The 20781-nt window shown below is 72.8% G+C and carries 18 protein-coding genes; 13 read left to right on the plus strand and 5 right to left on the minus strand.

The features are described 5' to 3' along the window. The first annotated feature begins 376 nt into the window (after positions 1–376). Positions 377–970: a type II secretion system F family protein gene (locus ABD296_RS27135; RefSeq protein WP_344272898.1), complete on the plus strand. Its 594-nt coding sequence runs from the start codon at positions 377–379 to the stop codon at positions 968–970. 263 nt (positions 971–1233) lie between these two features. Here ABD296_RS27135 and ABD296_RS27140 read toward each other — a convergent pair whose 3' ends face one another. Continuing rightward, positions 1234–1428, minus strand: a complete 195-nt coding sequence (locus ABD296_RS27140) for a hypothetical protein (RefSeq protein ID WP_344272901.1) — start codon at positions 1426–1428, stop codon at positions 1234–1236. 277 nt (positions 1429–1705) lie between these two features. On the opposite strand from ABD296_RS27140, the gene ABD296_RS27145 reads away from it, so the two are divergent. The 5 genes from ABD296_RS27145 (at position 1706) to ABD296_RS27165 (ending at position 5367) form a co-directional block, all read left to right on the plus strand. After that, on the plus strand, positions 1706–1885 hold the full coding sequence (locus ABD296_RS27145; RefSeq protein ID WP_344273043.1) for a DUF4244 domain-containing protein: 180 nt from the start codon (positions 1706–1708) through the stop codon (positions 1883–1885). 14 nt (positions 1886–1899) lie between these two features. Continuing rightward, a complete protein-coding gene (locus tag ABD296_RS27150; protein ID WP_344272904.1) occupies positions 1900–2241 on the plus strand; it encodes a TadE family type IV pilus minor pilin in 342 nt (113 codons plus the stop codon). A 136-nt stretch (positions 2242–2377) separates the two neighbouring features. Further along, a complete protein-coding gene (locus ABD296_RS27155) occupies positions 2378–2776 on the plus strand; it encodes an Rv3654c family TadE-like protein (protein ID WP_344273046.1) in 399 nt (132 codons plus the stop codon). 261 nt (positions 2777–3037) lie between these two features. After that, positions 3038–4267 (plus strand): hypothetical protein, encoded by a 1230-nt coding sequence (locus ABD296_RS27160; RefSeq protein WP_344272907.1) that lies wholly within the window; start codon positions 3038–3040, stop codon positions 4265–4267. 728 nt (positions 4268–4995) lie between these two features. Beyond that, positions 4996–5367, plus strand: coding sequence for a hypothetical protein (locus ABD296_RS27165; protein ID WP_344272909.1), 372 nt, complete (start codon positions 4996–4998; stop codon positions 5365–5367). Here ABD296_RS27165 and ABD296_RS27170 read toward each other — a convergent pair. Continuing rightward, positions 5364–7670: a DEAD/DEAH box helicase gene (locus tag ABD296_RS27170; RefSeq protein ID WP_344272913.1), complete on the minus strand. Its 2307-nt coding sequence runs from the start codon at positions 7668–7670 to the stop codon at positions 5364–5366. The two genes, ABD296_RS27165 and ABD296_RS27170, sit on opposite strands and share 4 nt — an antisense overlap. Positions 7671–7918: 248 nt before the next feature. On the opposite strand from ABD296_RS27170, the gene ABD296_RS27175 reads away from it, so the two are divergent. The 4 genes from ABD296_RS27175 (at position 7919) to ABD296_RS27190 (ending at position 13176) form a co-directional block, all read left to right on the plus strand. Next, complete coding sequence (locus ABD296_RS27175) at positions 7919–8272, plus strand: STAS domain-containing protein (protein WP_021597910.1); 354 nt, start codon at positions 7919–7921, stop codon at positions 8270–8272. Positions 8273–8288: 16 nt separating this feature from the next. Further along, on the plus strand, positions 8289–8729 hold the full coding sequence (locus tag ABD296_RS27180; RefSeq protein WP_344272916.1) for an ATP-binding protein: 441 nt from the start codon (positions 8289–8291) through the stop codon (positions 8727–8729). A 1133-nt stretch (positions 8730–9862) separates the two neighbouring features. Beyond that, positions 9863–12373 carry a sodium-translocating pyrophosphatase gene (locus tag ABD296_RS27185; protein ID WP_344272919.1) on the plus strand — a complete coding sequence of 837 codons (2511 nt, stop codon included), beginning with the start codon at positions 9863–9865 and terminating at the stop codon, positions 12371–12373. Between the two features lie 335 nt (positions 12374–12708). Beyond that, complete coding sequence (locus ABD296_RS27190) at positions 12709–13176, plus strand: SixA phosphatase family protein (protein WP_344272922.1); 468 nt, start codon at positions 12709–12711, stop codon at positions 13174–13176. 16 nt (positions 13177–13192) lie between these two features. Here the strand turns inward: ABD296_RS27190 and ABD296_RS27195 are convergent, their stop codons facing one another. Next, entirely contained in the window at positions 13193–15445 is a 2253-nt protein-coding gene (locus ABD296_RS27195) for an FUSC family protein (RefSeq protein WP_344272925.1), read from the minus strand. Positions 15446–15794: 349 nt separating this feature from the next. Between ABD296_RS27195 and ABD296_RS27200 the strand changes: the two genes are divergently transcribed. From ABD296_RS27200 to ABD296_RS27210, 3 genes are read left to right on the plus strand one after another with little or no spacing between them, the layout of a single operon-like run. After that, on the plus strand, positions 15795–16688 hold the full coding sequence (locus ABD296_RS27200) for an alpha/beta hydrolase (protein WP_344272928.1): 894 nt from the start codon (positions 15795–15797) through the stop codon (positions 16686–16688). 47 nt (positions 16689–16735) lie between these two features. Beyond that, on the plus strand, positions 16736–17212 hold the full coding sequence (locus ABD296_RS27205; protein ID WP_344272931.1) for a nuclear transport factor 2 family protein: 477 nt from the start codon (positions 16736–16738) through the stop codon (positions 17210–17212). Between the two features lie 21 nt (positions 17213–17233). Further along, on the plus strand, positions 17234–18619 hold the full coding sequence (locus ABD296_RS27210) for an MFS transporter (protein ID WP_344272934.1): 1386 nt from the start codon (positions 17234–17236) through the stop codon (positions 18617–18619). A 37-nt stretch (positions 18620–18656) separates the two neighbouring features. Here the strand turns inward: ABD296_RS27210 and ABD296_RS27215 are convergent, their stop codons facing one another. Further along, positions 18657–19556: a LysR family transcriptional regulator gene (locus ABD296_RS27215; RefSeq protein WP_344272938.1), complete on the minus strand. Its 900-nt coding sequence runs from the start codon at positions 19554–19556 to the stop codon at positions 18657–18659. Between the two features lie 11 nt (positions 19557–19567). Beyond that, positions 19568–20776: a phosphoserine phosphatase SerB gene (serB, locus tag ABD296_RS27220; protein WP_344272941.1), complete on the minus strand. Its 1209-nt coding sequence runs from the start codon at positions 20774–20776 to the stop codon at positions 19568–19570. Between the last annotated feature and the right edge of the window lie 5 nt (positions 20777–20781).

Below are 20781 nucleotides of genomic sequence, written 5' to 3' on the forward strand. Positions count from 1 at the left end.
ACGGCGACGACGGGCTGAAGGGGCCCCGAAGAGACATGGAGGAATGATGGTGACGTCAATGGCGGTGCTCTGCGCGGCAGTGGCGGCCTTTCTCTTGCCGAAGGGCGCGAACCCGGCCGGACGTAGGCTGGACGACCAGTTCTCCAAGGCATCACCGAGGCATGCCGCGCCACGCGGACACCCGGCCCGACTTCGAGCGGACCGGCGAGAGGCCCTGCAGTCGGCCGAGGCCGTGCATCCGCTCCACGACACGAGCCCCGGTCGTGCACTTGATCGGCAATTCCACTCGGGTGGCGCCCCTCCTCTGCACAAGCGGACCGCCGGACGGGCGGGTGAGCGCGGCCAAGGAGAAGCGGAGAGCGGACGGCGCGAGAAGGTGCTCCGGCGGGGTGCGTCCCTGCTGGCCGGCGTCATGTGTTGGGTGATCTTCGGCGGCCTCGTCGGCGGGGTGATCGGTGCCGTGGTCGCAGCGGCCGTGTGGTACTCCTTCGGCCGACTCGGTAACGCCGATCGAAGGCGGCGCCGGGCCCGTCTCATCGCGGACCTTCCGGTCGCGGTGGACCTTCTGGCCGCGTGCCTGCGCGGCGGCGCTCCATGGCATAACGCGGTCGAAGCGGTCGCGGACGCAGTGGCCGGTCCCCTCGGGGACGAGTTGCGGGGTGTGGCCGTCCAGATCCGCCTCGGTGCCGATCCGGTGGAGGCGTGGCTCGCGCTCACCGCAGAGCCGAGCCTGGCGCCGCTGGCCCGCACGGCCGTTCGCGCCGTCTCCAGCGGTGCGGCCCTGGCCCCGTCCCTCGGACGTCTCGCCCGCGACCAGCGGCGGGTCGCCCGCACGGCGGCGGCCGAACGCGCCCGGGCCGCGGGCATCCGCGTGCTCGCTCCGCTCGGGCTGTGCTTCCTGCCCGCGTTCGTCCTGCTCGGAGTGGTCCCTGCGATCGCCGGAATCGCATCGACGATCCTCCTGCCGTAGTGCCCCGTGCTGTCAGCGTGCGTACGACTACCAAGTGCCGGGCCATGTAGAGGTGAACGCGCCGCGGTCGGCCGCATCCGGCGGCTTCCACCGCCCCAGCCGTCCGGTGCGGCCTGAAGGGGTCCGAAGCCTGGGTTGTAGTGCTTGCGCAGTGCAGCGCACCGGCCGTCGGGCGTGAAGGCCAGGACCACAACCCGGCAAGGTCACGCCTTCGGGCGGGCTTTTTGGGCCGGGTACCAGTCGTCGTCGCGCATAGTCACCCATCACTCCACCGTCGCGCGACAGTCCGGCAAGACGGGCACGCCGAACCGAAGGTCGAAGTCCTCCTGCGTCCGGGTCACCTTCCGCCAGTACGCGGCGACGAAGACGCGGCTGACGTGGGGATCGGCCAGCGGGTCGACCGGTAGGCGGCATCGGGTGTGAACAGGTCCACGATGGCCCTCGTCGTCCTTGCCCATCCACGCTCGCCGGAGCGGTCGGCCCAGGCGTTCACGTCGATCTCCGCGCTCATGGGCGAAGCGTCGCGCGCAAGTCTGCCGGATGGGGTCGGTCGCCATCTTGGCCCTTAGGGCCAGGACGAAGAGCGGCCCTGTAGGGCGCGGGCGGTGATCCGCCAGCGGAGTTATCCACAGAACGCGGTTCGCCTGGTGGTCGGACGCGGTGCGCCCGAGCCTGGGAATGGACGCGATCGGGCGTCCACGAGGAGAACGAGGAGGCCCCATGCGGGCGATACAGATGGTGGTGCGGAGATGGCGCGCCCTTTCCGGAGACCGCGGGATGTCGACCGCCGAATACGCCGTCGGCACCATTGCCGCCGCGGCGTTCGCGGCCCTGCTTTTCAAGATCGTCCAGAGTCCGGAGGTGCACACGATGCTCACCGGAATCATCAAGAAGGCCCTGCAACAGGCCGGCTGAGCGGAGACCGGGGCATGGTGACGGCCGAGATCGCGGTAGCACTGCCGAGCCTGGTGCTGGTCACGGCCATCGCACTGTGGGGCGTGGCGGTCGCGTCGGCCCAGCTCACCTGCACCGACGCCGCGCGGACCGGTGCCCGGGCGGCGGCACGAGGAGAGTCCCTCACCGCCGTGCGGGAGCTGGTGGTCAAGGCGGTACCGGCCGGCGCGATCGTGAAGGTCCAGCGCGACGCCGCGACCGTGCAGGTCGATGTCTCCGCGCCTGTCGAAGCTCCGGCGGCGTCCCGGCTCCCGGCCCTGACGGTCCACGCCCACGTCGCCGCCGCAACGGAACCAGGCGCCGCGAGCAACGGCTGACAGGCCGGGCCACGAGCGCCGACCGGACGACACGGGAAGTGCCCTGTGGAAAGCGCACGGGAACGGCGGCAGGAAGGAGCAGGCGGACATGGGCCGTCGGGTGGGCGAGGGCAAATCGGAGGGAGGTGAGGTGCGGATGTGCGAGGGGCGTTGGGGGCGGTGGCGCCGGGGATGGCGGAGCGATCGGGGTTCGGGGACGGTCTGGGTGGTGGCCTTCATGGCCGTCATCTGGGTCGGCGGCGTGGTGGCCGTGGGGGTGGGCGGAGTGCGGGCGGCACGGCATCGGGGCGATGCCGCCGCGGACCTCGCCGCGCTGGCGGGAGCGGCGCGCGTGGCCGACGGGCCCGCCGCCGCGTGCAGGGTGGCGCGGGAGATCGCGCGCCGGTCCGGTGCGCGGATGGCGGGGTGCGTGGTGCACGGAGAGATCGTCGATGTCTCCGTGACGGTCGCGCTGCGAGCGCCGGTCGGGGGCGGTGCCCTCCGTGTCGAGTCCAAGGCCCGGGCTGGCCCCGCGGGGCGGGACGGCGTAACCTGACGCGGTGCGACTCGTTGCACTGAATGTCAATAGGGAGGTGGCTGAGGTGGGGCCGGTTCCTGCTACCGCTTTGTCACCTTCCTGTGACTTTTCCTACCGTGCGGTACGTTACGCTGCCCTGAGCCCATAGTCATCACTCGGCACAGTGCGCCCCGCGAGCGTCGTTCTCGGCGGGTGGAGATGCAGGACGCTGTCGAAGGGATTGAGGCCGTGACCATCATTCGCAGGATCGGTGCAGTCGCGCTTGCGGCGCCCCTTGCGATGAGCATCCCGGTCCTCGGTGCGGCGCCTGCGGGCGCCGCCACGACGGCCGTGATCAGCCCGGCGAACGGCGCGGTCATCAGCAGCGGGTCGAGTGTGACGATTAAGGCGCACTACGACTTCGCGCTCAAGATGCAGCTGCGCGTCGACGGTCCCGGGATCGGCGACACCTTCCTCAAGGAGAGCAGCTGGGCGGGCGACCTTTCGGCCCCGCTCGAGCTGCGCCGCAACGGCAAGTACAAGGCCTACCTCAAGGGCTCGATCACCAACCAGGTCTACGACTCCAACACCTTCACCGTGCGGATCGCTCCCGCTGCGCCGACCGGTGTGTCCGCGAGCGTGTCGGGCGGCAAGGCGGTGGTGAAGTGGAACCGTGGCTATGAGGACGACCTCCTCGGCTACGCCCTCTCGGGTTCCGGTGTCGGCTCCAAGTCCGGGTCCTTGGCCTCGCTCTGCTCCGGCACGGAGTGCAGCGCCAGCCTGTCGCTGACGAAGTCGAGCGGAACGGTCTCTGTTGGCGTGCGGGCCAGGCGATCCACCGGCACGGGCGGTTCGCTGTACTCGTCCACGTCGTCGGCCAGCGCCGTGGCGGGGAGCGGCACCGGAAGCCTGCCCTCCGGCAGCGCGCCGTCGCTGCCGTCCGGTACGTCCGCGCCGAGCACGTCCACCCCGCTGACGCCGTTCAACAACGAGTCGCCGGTCACGCTGCCGTCCGTCCAGCCGGACGGCGCGACGCCGGGCTTCACCTACCCCGCGCCCAAGATCGCGACGGACGCGCCGAAGGCGGTGAACGTCGCGTCGACCGACCGGCTGCAGTGGGGCAAGAGCGTCGGGATCGCGCTGATCCTGCTGATCGTCGCGGCCCACCTCGGCATGTGGACGCGGCGGCTGCGGGTCGCCCAGGTGGGAGCGAGCAGCCTCGGCACCGCGGCCCGGATCGCACGCGGCGGAACCGGACGCAGGCGGGTCAAGAACGCGCGCGCCCAGATCGCACGCGCGGAGGCCATCGCGAAGACGGGCCCGGTGAAGCCGGCAGGCAAGGGCGCGAACGCCGGCGACACGATGGTGATCGGCCCGGCGAAGAAGGCGAAGCCGAAGAGCCGGACCGGCCGGCGTCCGGCCACCGTCGGCAAGCCCCGCGGCGGCGTGGACGTCCAGATCGGCAGGCCGGCGTCCGCCAAGTCCGCGACCAAGCACCGCTCCACCACCCGAGGCCGCCGCCGCAAGTAGGCGAACGAGCCGGCGGCTGGTGAGGCTGGGGTCTTGACCGCCGTGCGCCCCGGTCGGGCACGGGCCGAGCACTCTGGCGAGGGTCGTCGGCCGCGGTCGCCGCGGTAACTCGACGCCGCGGTAACTCGACGCCGCGGTGATGGCCGCGGTAAGTGGGCGGCGCGGTAGCTCGGCGCCGTGTCCTGGTGCCGGTGTTGGCGCGCTGCCCTGGTCACCGAGGAACGCCGTGCGCGGCGTGTTCACGGGGCTTTTCGTTTCTCGCTGTGTTCACCAGGGGGATTGCCCTGGCCCGGATCGTCGCCGGAAGGCGGCGACCACGCCTCGACGTGGGTGACGTGTTCAGTGCTCCGGCCATCAACCAAACTCGACGGCGCAAATAGGCGCCCCTGCCCCGACGTGGGCGACGTGGCCGGTGCTCCGAGCGTGTATGTAGTGCAACGGGACGCCGGCGTCCGTCGAGCTGCACGGCTGCGGCCGAGGCCGCCGCCGCAGGTAGCCGATCGCGCCGGTGGCCGGTGAGGCGGTGGACTGACCGCCTTGCGTGCCGGCCGGGCGCTCTGGCGAGGAGTTGCATGGCGGGCGTCGCGGCCGGCTGCGTCGCGTACCGCGCGGCGCCCGGGCCGGCGTGCTCTTCTGGGGTGTCTGGGGTTTGTGGGGGTGGCGACTGGTTTGGTGGGGGTCTAGGCTGCCTTGCCAGTTTCCCCGGCACGGGAGAGGAGACCCTCCGCATGATCATCTTGGGGTTGGTCGTCACGCTCGCCGCCATCGTCGCGGGTGTGGCCGTCATCCTGGGCAACACCGGCGAGGTGCACGTGACCGCCTTCGGGCACGAGGTGCCCGGCGTCACGCAGGAGTGGCACCTGTTCCTGGCCGGCGCCGTCGTCGCCATCGTCTTCATGGCGGGCGCCGGGGTCGCCGCGCTGGGGTTCCGGCGCACGATGGGCATGCGCAGGGAGTTGAGGGATCTGCGGGAGGAGCACGAGGAGTCGCTGCAGACGCTGGAGATGGAGCGCCGCAAGCTGCAGCAGGCGCTGGCGCAGGCCCGGCGCGGCCTCGACGACCCGCCGCCCGTTCCCGCCCAGCGCGTCGCCCCGAACTAGGGGGCCGCCTCCAGCAGGACGGCCAGGAGGGTCAGGGCGCCCTGCTTGTCGAGCGGTTCGTTGCCGTTGCCGCACTTGGGGGACTGGATGCAGGACGGGCACCCCGACTCGCATTCGCAGGACGCGATCGCGTCGCGGGTCGCGCGCAGCCAGGCGGACGCGTCGGCGTAGCCGCGTTCGGCGAAGCCCGCGCCGCCCTCGTGGCCGTCGTAGACGAAGACGGTGAGCAGCCCGGTGTCGGGGTGGACGGCGGTGGACACGCCGCCGATGTCCCAGCGGTCGCAGGTGGCGTAGAGGGGGAGCAGGCCGATCGAGGCGTGCTCGGCGGCGTGCGCGGCGCCCGCGAGGTCGAGGTCGCCGAGCCCCTCCACCTGTGATTCGGACAGCGTCCACCACACGGCGCGGGTGCGCAGGGTGCGGGGCGGCAGGTCGAGGGGCTTCTCGCCGAGCATCTCGCCGGTCTGGACGCGGCGCATCTGGTAGGCGACGACCTGGCTGGTGACGTCCACGGTGCCGTAGCAGAGGGTCGCGTCGCCCCATGAGGTGGAGCGGAGCCGTTCGGCGATGGTGATGTCGGTGACGTCGCGGGCGGTGGTGGAGTAGTCGGGGTCGGCGGCCTCGACGAGGGCGACGGAGTCGTCCAGGTCGAGGGTCTGGACGACGAACGAGTCGCCCTGGTGGATGTAGATGGCGCCGTCGTGGACGGTGGTGTGCGCGGACGCCTCGTCGACGGTGCCGAGGAGGCGTCCGGTGGCGGCTTCGACGACCTGGACGGGCGCGCCGCCGGCGCCGCGGATGTCGGCGAGGTCGCAGGCCTTGTCGCGGCGCGTCCAGAACCAGCCGGCGGGGCGGCGGCGCAGGAAACCGCGGCGGACGAGGTCGGGCAGCAGGTCGGCGGTGGACGGCCCGAACAGCGCGGCGTCGTCCTCAGTGAGGGGAATCTCGGACGCGGCGGCGCACAGGTGCGGTTCGAGGACGTAGGGGTTGTCGGGGTCGAGGACGGTGGCCTCGACGGGCGTCCCGAAGATCGCCTCGGGGTGGTGAACGAGGAAGGTGTCGAGGGGGTCGTCGCGGGCGACGAGGACGGACAGGGCGGCCTGCCCGGACCGTCCGGCGCGTCCGGCCTGCTGCCAGAGGGACGCGCGGGTGCCCGGCCAGCCGCAGACGAGGACGGCGTCGAGCCCGGACACGTCCACCCCGAGTTCGAGGGCGTTGGTGCTGGCCAGGCCCACGATGGAGCGGGAGCGGAGCGCGGCTTCGAGAGCGCGGCGCTCCTCGGGCAGATAGCCGGCGCGATAGGCGGCGACCTGGTCGGCGAGGGCGGGGGCCACCTCGTGCAGGGCCCGTTTCGCGCCGAGCGCAACGGATTCGGCGCCGCGCCGCGACCGGACGAACGCCAGGGTCTGGACACCTTCGACGACGAGGTCGGCAAGGAGATCACCGGCCTCGGCGGTGGCGGTGCGGCGTACCGGCGCGCCCTGCTCGCCGCGCAGTTCGGTGAGGGGCGGTTCCCAGAGCGCGAAGGTGGCGGGTCCGCGGGGGGAGGCGTCGGAGTCCACGGCGACGACGTCGAGGCCGGTGAGGCGGGACGCGGTGGACGCCGGTTCGGACGTGGTGGCGGACGCCAGGATGAAGGTGGGCGAGGCGTGGTAGCGGGCGCAGACGCGGCGGAGGCGGCGCAGGACGTGCGCGACGTGCGAGCCGAAGACCCCTCGGTATCCGTGCGCCTCGTCCACGACGACATAGCGGAGCCGGCGCAGGAACGACGACCACCGGGAGTGCCCGGGCAGGATCGACCGGTGCAGCATGTCGGGATTCGTCAGCACATAGTTGGCATGCTGGCGGACCCAGGAACGCTCGTCCCGGGGGGTGTCGCCGTCGTAGGTCGCGGCGCGGACCCGGGTGAGGCGCAGCGCCCGCAGCGCGCGGAGCTGGTCGGCGGCGAGCGCCTTGGTCGGCGACAGGTAGAGGACCGTCCCCTCGCGGTGGTGGTCCTCCTCGCCCGCATAGATCGCCTCGATGGCGGGCAGCAGGTAGGCGAGGGACTTTCCGGACGCGGTGCCTGTGGCGATGATCACAGACCGGCCGGCGCGGGCGTGCTCCGCCGCGGCCGCCTGGTGCTCCCACGGCGCTTCGATGCCGGCGGCGGCCAGCCGGTCCACCAGCAGCGGGGGCGACCACGCCGGCCACGGCGCGCGGCGGCCCTCACGTGCGGGAACGCGCTCCACATGGGTGATGCGGTCCCGCCGGGACGGGTCGGCGAGCAGCCGGTCGAGAGGGGTTGAAGATCTTTGGGCGGCCATCAGGTTTTCAGTTTGCCAGCCGGGGCAAAACTACGGGAACGCCCCGGCGCCGGTGGGCCCGCTCCCCCTGTGCTCATCTGTGGATCAGCAGGTCAGACGGGACGGCGCGAACTTTCGCCCGACTGGTCGATAACGTGCGTGCGCCGCGCCGGAGCGTGGTTGAATCACGGCGATGTCTCGCCGCCCGGGCCGCCGCCGCGGAGCCCGGAGGGCGGGATCGGATTGTGCTGCACGGCGCTGGAGGATTTGTGGACCTGAAGGTGAACGACTACACCACCGACGATGGCCTCACCGTCATCAACGTGGAGGGCGAGATCGACGTCTACACGGCGCCGAAGCTTCGCGAGAAGCTCATCGACCTGGTCAACAAGGGCAAGTTCCACCTGCTCGTGGACATGGAGAAGGTCGAGTTCCTGGACTCGACCGGCCTCGGCGTCCTGGTCGGCGGGCTGAAGCGGGTCCGCGCGCACGACGGCTCGCTGGAGCTCGTCTGCACCCAGGAGCGCATCCTCAAGATCTTCCGGATCACGGGGCTGACCAAGGTCTTCGGCATCCACGACTCGATCGCGGAGGCCGAGGAGAAGCGCAAGGGCGCGAAATAGGCGGCCTGACACCACGATGGCGACCGTTGAACTGTCCTTCAGTGCGCTGCCCGTCCATGTCCGGACCGCCCGCCTGATCGTGACCGCCGTGGCCCGCCGCAGCGGCGTCGCCGAGGCGCTGCTCGACGAGGTCCGGCTGGCGGTGGGCGAGGCGTGCTCGCGGGCCGTGGAGGCGCACCGCCTGCACTGCCCGGACGAACCGGTCCGGCTCGAGCTGACCGGCGCCGGCCGCCGCTTCGAGGTCACCGTGAGCGACACCGTTCCCGGGGACGACGCGGCGGGCGGACCACCGGCTCCCCCGGACGAGGACGATCTGGAGTTCGGGCTCGGCGAGGGCACCGCCGAGCTCGGGCTGGCCGTCATCGCCGGCCTCGCCGACGACGTGGAGATCGCGACCACGCCGAAGGGCGTCCAGATCCGGATGAGCTGGCCGGCAGAGGCGGAGGCGACCATCTGAGCCCGGCATAGCCGGGTCGGGGTCCCCTCGAGGCGCACTGACCGGCCCGTCCCCCAGACCGCAGGCGAAGGCCCCGCTCCGGCGGGGCCTTCGCCGTACCCGACCCGCGCCACAGCCAGGGAGCGCGCCCCGACTCGACGAGCCCGTGCGCCTTCGCGGCCTCCGTGAAGGGCCTTCAACGCTTCGAGGGCCGTGTGGTCGGGCTCGACCGTGATGCCGGTGAAGCGGCGCCCGCCCGTAGCAGCGGCCGCGGGGGCGGTGCTCTCACGCTCCACGGCGGTGTCGAGGAGGCCGCCCGGCCGCAGTACGCACAGCGACCGCGCGCCGAGCCCGCCGCCCGCGAGGGGACCCGGCCGCCCTCCCGCGGCGTCCACGAGGACGCGCGCTGACGCGCGGGCACCTGGGCGCTGCGGCTCTGCCCGCCGGGTTCCACGTGATCCTGGAGGGCTCCTGCCGGCTTGTTCCGCCGGTGACCGATGTGCTGCTGTTCTCCGTCCTGCGGGGCTGCCTGGACGAGGCGGACGCGCCGGACGACTGGGCCGCGGCGCCGGCGTACACGGGCATCTCGCGGGCTCTGCGGGCCGTTCATGGGGAGTCGGGGCGGCGTTGGACGGTCGAGGCGCTCGGGCGGCGTTTGCGTTTGCCGGGGGCGGGTGTGGGTTCGGTTTGCTGGGCGGCGGCCACCGCAGTTCCGGGGTTTGTGGGGCCCCTGGGACGGAGGGGGCGAGGGCGTGTGAGATTCTCTCCGGGGAATGATCTTGGAATGCCGGATTTGGGTCTGGACATATTCCGTGTTAATGCCTAGCTTAATTACCGGACGCCGTACCCGGTGCCGTCCGACGATGCCTGCCGCGACCCTGTCAAGGTGGCCGCGGGGTAAGACCGTGCTTACCGGGACCGACCTGCGGAAATAGCTGACGACCAGGTTCAAAGGTCAAATTACGGCGTAATGCGGATTGCTTTTCCATGACATCCTCATTAAGGGTCTGGCGGCCTTCTCATTCGCCGTTCGCCTGCGTAGACTCCCGGCACCCGCGCTGCCGTGCGAGGCGTTCGAAATCAGGACTCGCGGGGTAGGCGGTAAAGATCGTCTTTTGACGGTCGAGTCGCAACACCCCTGTCGAGGAGGACGGATGTCTGGGCTTTCCCTGTCAAGCCCGGCCACTGCAGCAGCGGACGTGGATCTCGGCGGCGGCGACCTGTCACTGGTCGTCGTCGTCGCCGTGGTCGCGTTGCTGGCACTGGCCGTCGCCGCGGGCCTGGTACGCGATGTACTGGCCGCGGGTCAGGGCACCGAGAAGATGCAGGAGATCGCGCACGCGGTCCAGGTCGGCGCGAGCGCCTACCTGAAACGCCAGTTCCGCACGGTCGGCGTCTTCGTGGTGCTCATTCCGCTGGTGCTGCTGCTCCTGCCCGCCGACTCCTGGAGCGAACGCATCGGGCGGTCGGTGTTCTTCGTCATCGGGGCGGTGTTCTCCGCCGTCACCGGCTTCACCGGCATGTGGCTCGCGGTCCGCGGCAACGTCCGGGTCGCGGCGGCCGCCCGCGAGGAGGGCGGCGAGAAGACCGCGATGCGGATCGCGTTCCGCACCGGCGGCGTCGCCGGCATGTTCACCGTCGGCCTCGGCCTGTTCGGCGCGGCGATCGTCGTGCTGGCCTACCAGGGCGACGCGCCGAAGGTGCTGGAGGGCTTCGGCTTCGGCGCCGCGCTGCTCGCGATGTTCATGCGGGTCGGCGGCGGCATCTTCACCAAGGCCGCCGACGTCGGCGCCGACCTGGTCGGCAAGGTCGAGCAGGGCATCCCGGAGGACGACCCGCGCAACGCGGCGACGATCGCCGACAACGTGGGCGACAACGTCGGCGACTGCGCCGGCATGGCCGCGGACCTGTTCGAGTCGTACTCGGTGATGCTGGTCGCCGCGCTCATCCTGGGCACCGCGGCGTTCGGCACGCAGGGCCTGGTGTTCCCGCTGCTGGTGCCGATGATCGGCGTCATCACTGCGGTGATCGGCATCTTCGCGGTGATGCCGCGCGACGGCGACCGGTCCGGGATGACGGCGATCAACCGCGGCTTCTTCGTCTCCGCGATCATCTCCGCGGTGCTCGTGGCGATCGCCGCGTTCGCCTACCTGCCCTCGTCTTTCGCCGACCTGGACGGCGGCATCCACAACGTGGACGCCGACCCGCGCTGGGTGGCGCTCGGCTCGGTGATCATCGGCATCGTGCTGGCGAGCGCGATCCAGCTGCTGACCGGCTACTTCACCGAGACCAACCGCAAGCCCGTGCGCGAGGTCACCGAAAGCTCCCGGACGGGTCCGGCGACCGTCATCCTGTCCGGCATCTCGCTGGGCCTGGAGTCGGCCGTCTACACCGCGCTCGTCATCGCCGCGGCGGTCTACGGCGCGTTCCTGCTCGGCTTCGGCAACACCACCGTCGCGCTGTTCGCGGTGGCGATGGCCGGCACCGGGCTGCTCACCACCGTCGGCGTGATCGTGTCCATGGACACCTTCGGGCCCGTCTCCGACAACGCCCAGGGCATCGCGGAGATGTCCGGCGACGTCCAGGGCGAGGCCGCGAAGGTCCTGGAGCGGCTGGACGGTGTCGGCAACACGACCAAGGCGATCACCAAGGGCATCGCGATCGCGACGGCGGTGCTCGCGGCGACCGCGCTGTTCGGCTCGTTCGGGACGGCGGTCAACTCCGCCCTCGCGGACGCGTCCAAGAGCGCCAAGGACGCGATCGGGTCGCAGTTCAACCACGGCATCAACCTGTCGATCGACAACCCGAACGTGCTGATCGGGCTGATCATCGGCGCGGCCGTGGTGTTCCTGTTCTCCGGCCTGGCGATCATGGCGGTGGGCCGGGCGGCCGGACGCGTCGTGGTGGAGGTGCGCGAGCAGTTCCGCACCAAGCCCGGGATCATGGACTACACCGAGAAGCCGGACTACGACCGGGTCGTGGACATCTGCACCCGGGACGCGCAGCGCGAGCTCGCCACCCCCGGACTGCTGGCGATCCTGACGCCGATCGCGGTCGGCTTCGGGCTCGGGTACGCGCCGCTCGGCGCGTTCCTGGGCGGCGCGATCGCGGCGGGGGTGCTGATGGCGGTGTTCCTGGCGAACGCCGGCGGCGCCTGGGACAACGCCAAGAAGGTCGTCGAGGAGGGCTTCCTCGGCGGCAAGGGCAGCCCGGCGCACGAGGCGACGGTCATCGGCGACACGGTCGGCGACCCGTTCAAGGACACCGCCGGCCCCGCGATCAACCCGCTGATCAAGGTGATGAACCTGGTCGCGCTGCTGATCGCGGACGCGGTCGTGACCTACGCCGACAACTACGCGCTGCGGATCGGCGTGACGGTCGTGGCGGTCGGCATCGTCGTCGCGGCGATCGTCGTCTCCAAGCGCCGCGCCGACCCGATCGCCCCGTCGGTCGATGCGGGCGGCGACGCGGCGGCCGCTCCGCCCGCCCCGCCCGCCGTCAAGGGCGACGAGCCCGAGGGCGGCGCGATCGAGGCCACGGCGCCCGAGCAGGCCGGCGCTCCCGAGCAGGAGGCCACCGGGCCCGAGGGGGCCGCGGTCGGCGCCGAGGCGAACGGCGCGGCGACCTCCGGGAAGGCCGACGAGTCCCCCGCCGGGGCGTCCTGACCCTGCGGAATCCGAGGGGCCGGTGGCATCGCGCCACCGGCCCCTTTCGCGTTCACCCCGGGTGGTGTCCGGAGCACGCGGGACCGGTCGTACGCTGTACGCGGGAAATCGGGAGTGGAAACGGGAGGCGCTGTGGCGAGCGGCGACAAGCCGGCCTTGTCCGGGGGCAAGGGGTTCGCGCTGGTGCTCTGCGGGATGCTCGGCATCCTGCTCCTGCTGTGGGGGCTGGCGGCGCTCGTCGCGCCGTGACCCACCACACGGCGTGCGCCGGGCACGCGGCGTGAGCTGGTGCGACGGGGCGCAGCTCGTTCGGATGCCGCACTAAGGTGGCGGGCATGCCGACGCTCATCGTGCTCCGCCACGCCAAGGCCGTCGCGGGATTCGGGACGCCCGACATCGAACGGACCCTCAACGACCGCGGGCGGCGCGACGCCGCCGCGGCCGGCGAGTGGCTGCGCGCCGAGGGGCTCGTCCCCGGGCGGGTGCTGTGCTCCCCCGCCGCGCGCACGCGCGAGACGCTCGGCCTGCTCGCGGTGCGGGCCGACACCGCCTTCGAGGGCGGGATCTACGACAACGACCCCGGCGTGCTGATGTCCCTCGTCGCCGAGACGGCGGACGGCGTCGGGACGCTCCTGCTGGTCGGGCACAACCCGTCGGTGCACCAGTTCGTCCACGACCTGACCGGGCGGGCGCCGGAGCAGTTCCCCACGTGCGCGCTTGCGGTCGTCGACCTGCCGGGGCCGTGGGCGGACGTCCGGCCGGGCCTCGGCACCCTGGCCGCCTTCCGCACCCCGAAGGACTGAGCGGTCCCGCGTCCGGTCACGAGCTCTGCCCGGCCGCCGCCAGGGAGGCGTTGATGACGCGGCCGGTGTCGCGGCGCAGCGACCTGATCGTGTAGCGGGTCCCGGACACCTGCAGCAGCGCGTGCCGCAGCGGGGTGAACTCCTCCCGCCCGACGCCCGACTTGATCTCGGCGCGGCGCCGCTTGGTGAGCTTCTCCAGGTAGGAGTCGAGGTCGGCGAGCTCCTCCTCCAGCTCCTCGGCGGGCGAGCGGGCCTTCAGGTCCTCGGCGTCCGCCGGGTCCTCCAGCATGGCGGCGGCCTCTTCAAGCTGGTCGGCGAGCCGGTCCAGGATCTCCGGAACCGGCCCGGCGTCGACGGCCTCCTCCCGGGTCACCCGCGCGACCGCGATGAGGTGGTCGCGGACGCGGTGCGCGGCGCGGACCGCGTCGCGCAGCCGCCTGATCAGCTCGGTGTCGGGCACCCGCTCGTGCCCGAGGCGGTCCCCGGTCTCGGCGACCGCCTCCGCGGACCGCTCCGCGGTGACGACCTTCTCCTGCGGCAGCCGGACCTGCTCGCCGCCCGCTACGTCCGCCGCCGCCCGGACGATGTCAGCGTGCACCGACAGCATCCGGCCAAGCTGCACGGGCAGCCGCTCCAGGTGCCCGGCGGGCCACAGCAGCCGGACGGCGAGGAACGACAGCACCGTCCCGCCGGCGACCAGCCCGATCCGCTCTCCGGCGACGCGCCAGTCGGCGGGCGCGGAGAAGTCGAGCAGCATCATCGCCAGCGGCGTGCCGAACAGCCCCCAGTAGGTGAAGTTGATCGGACGCAGCGCGAACCCGGCCAGCGCGAACACGAAGACGATCACCGCGACGACCGGCTGGACCGGCGCCAGCGTCAGCACGACCGCGGCGACCACCGACCCGGCGGCGGTGCCGCCGACGCGCTGCATCAGCCGCTCGACGGTCTCGCCGTAGGTCGCGCGCAGGCTCAGCATCGCGGTGATCGTCAGCCAGTGGCCGTGCGGGATGTGCAGCCCGGCGGCCAGCGCCATCGACACCACGGCCGTCACGTAGACCCGGGTGACCTGCCGGAACAGCGGGGAGCGCGTGTGCACGGCGCGCCGGGCCCGGTCCAGTGCCGTCCTCGGGTGCGGGGCGCCCGGCATCCGCGGCGGCCCGATCCCGATCCGCAGGCCCCCGGCGATGACGCGGCGCGCCGAGGACGTCTCACCGGCGATGCGGTCGATGGACCGCCGCACCTGCCCGATCAGCGACACCGCGATGAGGTCCTCGTCGCCGGCCAGCCCGGCGCGCCGGATCTGCTCGGCGAGCCGCCCCATCCGGCGGACGGCGGCGGACTCCTCCCCGCCGAGCGGCGCCTCCCCGTTGGTGGCGATCGCGCCGGCCAGCAGCCGCAGCCGGGCCGCGAGCGCGGACACCGCGGTCTGCGTCTCCAGCGTCCACTCGCGGTCCGGCGGGTAGTTCTTCGCGGCCTCCAGGACGGCCTGCAGCGTGACCGTCTCGTGCAGGACGCGGCCCAGCGCGTCGATCAGCCGTTCCGGCCGGGTGGGCTCGCCGCGGCCCCGTCCCGACCGGTACAGCCCGTAGGTGGCGCGGGCGTCGGTGAGCGCCTCGGACGCGGCGCGCCGCCGCTCCTCCCAGTCGGGCATCCGGGTGACGGCGAGCAGGTCGGGGTTGGTGAGCTCGACGGCGTCCAGCGGGCTCGGGTCGGGCGCGGCGACGTCCTGCGCGACGGCGTCGAGCGCCTCGGCGACCCGGTCGGCGGCCTCGGCGAGGGCCTCCCGCAGCGGCCGGAGCCGCCGCACCGGCCACGGCACGAGCAGCAGCCCCATGGTGAGCAGCCCGCCGATCAGCTCCAGCAGGCCGACCCCGATGACGTCCGCCGACGGCGGCCGGATCGCGCTCAGCAGCACCGCGAGGCCCGCCGTCGACCCGATCCGCGGCACCGCGACGCCGAGCGCGATCAGCGGCGGGACCACGACGACCGCCGGCCAGGTGTGCCCGCTCAGCAGCCCGCCGACCGCGGAGCCGATCGCGACCATCAGCACGCCGCTCGTCAGGTCCCGCGCCCGGTTCCCGTACGGCCCCTCCGGCGCCCGCAGCGCCACCAGGTACGCGCCGAGCGCGATCATCGAGCCCTGCGCGGCGCGCCCGGTCAGTGACCCGGCCAGCAGCGGGATCGCCATGGCGAGCGCCGCGGCCAGCCCGTAGAACGGCGCCGTCTGCCCGTTGATCTGGGCGTACGCCGTCCGCGCGCGCTTCAGCACCGCTCCGGCTCGCCTTCTCGACTCGTCCCGCCGGCCCCGGCGGGTTGCGGGGACCGCACAACGCCACTCCTACCCCGAAACCCCCAGAGTGATCGTTCCGGCCCGCGCAGGCCCGGGCGTCCGCGCAGGCCCGGGCGTCCGCGCAGGCCCGGGCGTCCGGGACGGCCGCGCTGATCGGCGGGATCGTTTAGCTCCGCTCAACCTCGTGTTACGCATCGGGCGTTGTTCGATGCTCCGCGCGCTGCCAGCGTGGAGGCCGGTGAGCGATCAACGCCGGACATCGCGAGCTCACCTTCCGTCGATCGGTCCCACGCCGCCCGGTGCCCGCCCATGCCCAAGGAGTCCTGCCATGCCCCTGCCTGAACGCGTCCGTTTCGCCGGCGATGAGGCCGAGCTCGCCGGGCATCTCTTTCTGCCGGACTCCGCCGGCGGGGCCGGCCCGGTGTCGGCCGTCGTCGTCGCCGGGACCTGGACCAGTGTCAAGGAGCAGATGGCCGACCGGTACGCCGAGGAGCTGGCCCGGCGCGGCTATGCGGCGCTGTCGTTCGACTTCACCGGATACGGCGAGTCCGAAGGCCGGCCGCGGGACTGCGAGTCGCCGGAGCTGAAGGTCCGGGACATGCGTGCGGCGGCCGACTTCCTGACCGGGCATCCGGCGGTGGGCGACGGGCAACTGGGCGCGTTGGGCGTGTGCGCCGGCGCGATGTACGCGAGCGCCTACGCCGCCGCGGACCCGAGGGTGCGGTCGCTCGCCCTGGTGGCGCCGTGGCTGCACGACCGCCGCATCTGCGAGGAGAACTACGGCGGCCCGGAGGGCGTCGAGGCGAAGAAGGCCGCGGCGGCCGAGGCCCGGCGCCGGTACGAGGAGACCGGAGAGGTCGCCTACGTGCCGGTGGTCAGCGGCAGTGACCCGGACGCGGCCATGCCCTTCGACATCGACTTCTACCTGAACCCGGAGCGCGGCGGGATCCCGCAGTGGCCCAACCGGTTCGCCGTCATGGCCTGGACCGGCTGGCTGGACTTCGACGCCGTCGCGCTCGCGCCGAAGGTGACCGCGCCCGTGCTGCTGGTGCACAGCGAGGACGCGGCCATCCCGGACGGTGCCCGCCGCTTCCATGAGGCCCTCGCCGGGCCGAAGGAATTCCTGTGGACCGAGGGCGTCCAGTTCGACTTCTACGACCAGGCACCGCAGGTCGGCTTCGCCGCGGACGCGGCGGCCGAGCACTTCGCCCGCACGCTGTGAGCCCCTCGCACCCCCCGCACATCGCCCCGACAGGAGACCACCTCGCCATGTCCGACCCGCTTGAGGCCGCCGTGCCGTCCCCGTCCGAGACCAAGATCGAGATCGCGGAGACCTGCACCCGGATGGCCGTGCACGCCGACCGCCGTGAATGGGCGCTCCTGCGCGGCCTGTTCGCCGACAGCGTCCTTCTGGACTACACGAGCCTCAACGGCGGCGAGCCGGCCCGGCTCACGCCGCAGGAGATCGTCGATGCCTGGGCGGCGACGCTCGGCGGCTTCGACGCCACCCAGCACCTGATCGCCAACCACCTGGTGGAGGTCGATGGGGACCGGGCCGTCTGCACGGCGTCCTTCCAGGCCACGCACCGTCTCGCCACGCCTTATGGGGCACCGCTTTGGACGCTCGGCGGCGACTACCGCTGGGAGCTGGCCCGGACCGGCGGCCGATGGCTGATCGACTCCGTGGCGATGAAGGCGACCTGGGGCGACGGCAACAAGGACCTGCCCGCACGGGCGGCAGGCTGACGGCACGTGAGGAGAGTCCCGATGACATCCCCGCCCAAGCCAGCAGTGGTCCCGGCGCCGGCCCGGGAAGACGGGTCTCCCGTGGTGCTCGGCGCGGCACTGCTGGGCTTCTTCCTCATCTCGCTGGACGCGTTGATCGTCACCGTCGCACTGCCCGAGATCGGCCGCAGCCTCGGCGGCGGCATGTCCGGCCTGCAGTGGGTGGTGGACGGGTACACGCTGATGTTCGCCGCCCTGATGCTCTCTGCGGGCGGGCTGTCCGACCGGATCGGCGCCAAGCGGGCGTACGGGGGCGGGCTGGTGCTGTTCGCGCTGTCCTCGGCCGCGTGCGGGTTCGCGCCCGGGCTCGGCGTGCTGGTGGCCGCGCGGCTGGTGCAGGGGGCCGCGGCGGCGGTGATGATGCCCGCGTCGCTGGCCCTCGTCCGGCAGGGCTTCCCCGACCAGGCGAAGCGGGCGCGGGCGATCGCCGTCTGGACCGTGGGCGGCGCGGTCGCGGTGGCGGCCGGGCCGGTGCTCGGCGGGGCGCTCACCGCGTCGGTGGGCTGGCGGTGGATCTTCTTCGTCAACCTGCCCGCGGGCCTGCTGGCCCTCGTCCTGCTCGCCCGCGTGCCCGCCTCCCCGCGGCTGCCCGCGCGTCTCGACGCGGTCGGGCAGGTGACGGCGGTGGTCGCGATGGGCGCGCTGACCTACGGCGTGATCGAGGGCGGCGACCAGGGCTTCGGGCGGCCGCTCGTGGTGGTGTCGCTGCTGGTGGCCGCCGTTGCGGCGGCCGCCTTCCTCGCCGCGCAGGCCAGGGGCGCGCACCCGATGCTCCCGCTGCCGCTGTTCCGCTCGCGGGTGGTCGCGGTGTCCTTGGTGGTCGGCTTCATGCTGAACGCCGCCTACTACGGCGGGGTGTTCATCTTCAGCCTCTATCTGCAGCAGGAGCGCGGCCAGTCCGCGCTGCACGCGGGGCTGATGTTCATTCCGATGACGGCGCTGGTCGCGGTCGTGAACCTGGCCTCGGCGAGGCTGGCCGGGCGGTTCGGCCCGCGGGTGCCGATGGTGGCGGGTCAGCTGGTCGGGACGGCCGGGCTGGTGGCGCTGCTCACGGTCGGCGCGCACACCGGCGTGTGGACGGTGGCGGCGCTGATGGTGCCGGTCGGCCTCGGCGGGGCGCTGACGGTGCCGGCGCTGACGGCGATGCTGCTCGACGCGGTCCCCGCGGACCGGGCGGGCACCGCGTCCGCCGTGCTCAACACCGGCCGACAGGTCGGCGGAGCGATCGCGGTGGCGGTCTTCGGGGCCCTGCTGGCCGGCGCGGACACGTTCCTGACCGGCATGCGCTGGAGCATGCTGATCGCGGCGGCAGGGCTCGTGCTGACGGCGGGTGCGACGCTGACGCTGCCGCGGGGCGAGCCGACCTGAGACGGCCATACCGGGGAACGTCACGGCCGGGACGGCGTCAGGACCCGCCGTCGGGACGCGGAGCGAATTCGAGGATCGTCCGGACGAGGGCCTGGACCCCGGCCGTTTCGCCCGCGTCCCGCCACATCAGCGCGTACTCGACGGGCGGCGCGTCGTCGAACGGGACGTACGCGATGTCGGGCCGGGCGTGGTAGTGCCCTGCCCTGACGGTGGCCACCGTGGCCCCTTTGCCCGCGCCCACCAGCGTGAGCACCGCCTGCCAGCCGGCGGCGCTCGGGCCCTGCTCGATGCGGCGGCCCTGGGGCGTGCGGCGCGGGAAGAAGGCGTCGCGCCACACCTGGGACACCCCCGCCGCCGTGATGAGCGGCAGGGCGGCGAAGTCCTCCTGCGACACCGTCTCCCGCGCCGCCAGGGGGTGCGCGGCGGGCACCACGAGGGCGCGGCGCTCGGAGAACACGACGGGGCCCACGGTGATGCCCGGCTCGTCGACGGGCGGCTCGGCGACCACCAGGTCGAGGTCCTTGTCCCGGAGCGTCGCGATGGCCGCGTTGTACGTCACGTCTTTCAGTTCGACGGAGCAGCGGGGATGACGCGAGGAGAAGGCATCGGCGGCCCGCAGGACGAGGTCACTGGACCAGGGGGCGGTGAAGCCGACGCGCAGCACACCGCTGATGCCCTCGTAGGCCGCTGTCGCACTGGCGACGGCCTCCTGGATCTGCCGGTAGGCGGGGAGCAGGTCGTCGCGGAGCCGCCGGCCGACCGGGGTGAGGGCCACGCGGCGGCTGCTGCGCTCGAACAGCGCGCCGCCGATGCGGCGCTCCAGCGTCTTGATCGTCTGGCTGACCCGGCCCGGCGAGACGTGCAGGCGTTCGGCCGTCCGCGAGAAATGGAGCTCCTCGGCCAAGGCCAGAAAGGTCTCGAGCTCGTACCGCTCCACCAGGCCGGGGCTCAGACGCCCTGCGCCGCATCGGCGGCGTCGGCGGCCTCGACCTCCTCGCGGGAGATGCCGAGGAGGAAGACGATCGTGTCGAGGTAGGGGACGCTGACGGCGGTGTCGGCGGCCTGGCGGACGACCGGCTTGGCGTTGTAGGCGACGCCGAGCCCGGCGGCCTGGAGCATGTCCAGGTCGTTGGCGCCGTCGCCGATCGCGACGGTCTGGCTGACCGGGATGCCCGCCTCGGCGGCGAAGCGCCGCAGCGCGGCGGCCTTGCCGGCCCGGTCGATCACCGGGCCGGTGACGCGGCCGGTGAGCTTGCCGTTCTCGATCTCCAGGGTGTTCGCGGCGGAGTAGTCGATGCCGAGGTCGTCGACGAGGGCGTCGGTGACCTGGGTGAAGCCGCCGGAGACGATCGCGAACTTGTAGTCGAGGCGCTTCAGCGTGCGGACCATCGTGCGGGCGCCGGCGGCGAGCCGCAGCTTGTCGCGGACGTCGTCGATCGCGGCCGCGTCGAGCCCGGCGAGCAGCGCCACCCGCTCGCGCAGGGAGCCCTCGAAGTCCAGCTCGCCGCGCATCGCGGCCTCGGTGACCTTGGCGACCTCGTCGAGGCAGCCGGCGTGCTCGGCGAGCAGCTCGATCACCTCGCCCTGGATCAGCGTGGAGTCGACGTCCATGACGATCAGCCGCTTGGCGCGCCGGCTCAGCCCGCCGTGCTGGACGGCGATGTCGACCTGCTGCTCGGCGGCCTCGACGGCGAGCCCGGCGCGCAGTGTGTCGGGGTCGGCGCCGGAGACGTCCATCTCGATGCAGGTGACCGGGTTCTGCGCGAGCCGCTCGATCCGGTCGATGTTGGCGCCGTGCGCGGAGATCCGCCCGGCGATCCCGGCCATCGCGGCGGGCTTGAGCGGGGCGCCGAGCACGGTGACGTGCAGCCGGCCGCCGCGCTTCGGCATCCGCTTGTTGCGGCCGGTGGACAGCTCGATCTCCATGTCGAGATCGTTGGCGACCTTCTCGGCGGCGTTCCACACGCGGCCGATGTCGGCGCCCTCGGTGTAGGCGAGCAGGACGCCGAGGACGAGCCGCCCGCGGATCACGACCTGCTCGACGTCGGCGACGGTGAGCGGGAACTGGGAGAGTGTGCGGAACAACCGCGACGTCACGCCGGGGCGGTCGCGTCCGGTGAGTGTGATGAGCAGCGTTCGCTGTGCTGACCCGTCCATAGCTG

The organism is Actinomadura napierensis, assembly GCF_039529375.1.
Lineage (GTDB): Bacteria > Actinomycetota > Actinomycetes > Streptosporangiales > Streptosporangiaceae > Spirillospora > Spirillospora napierensis.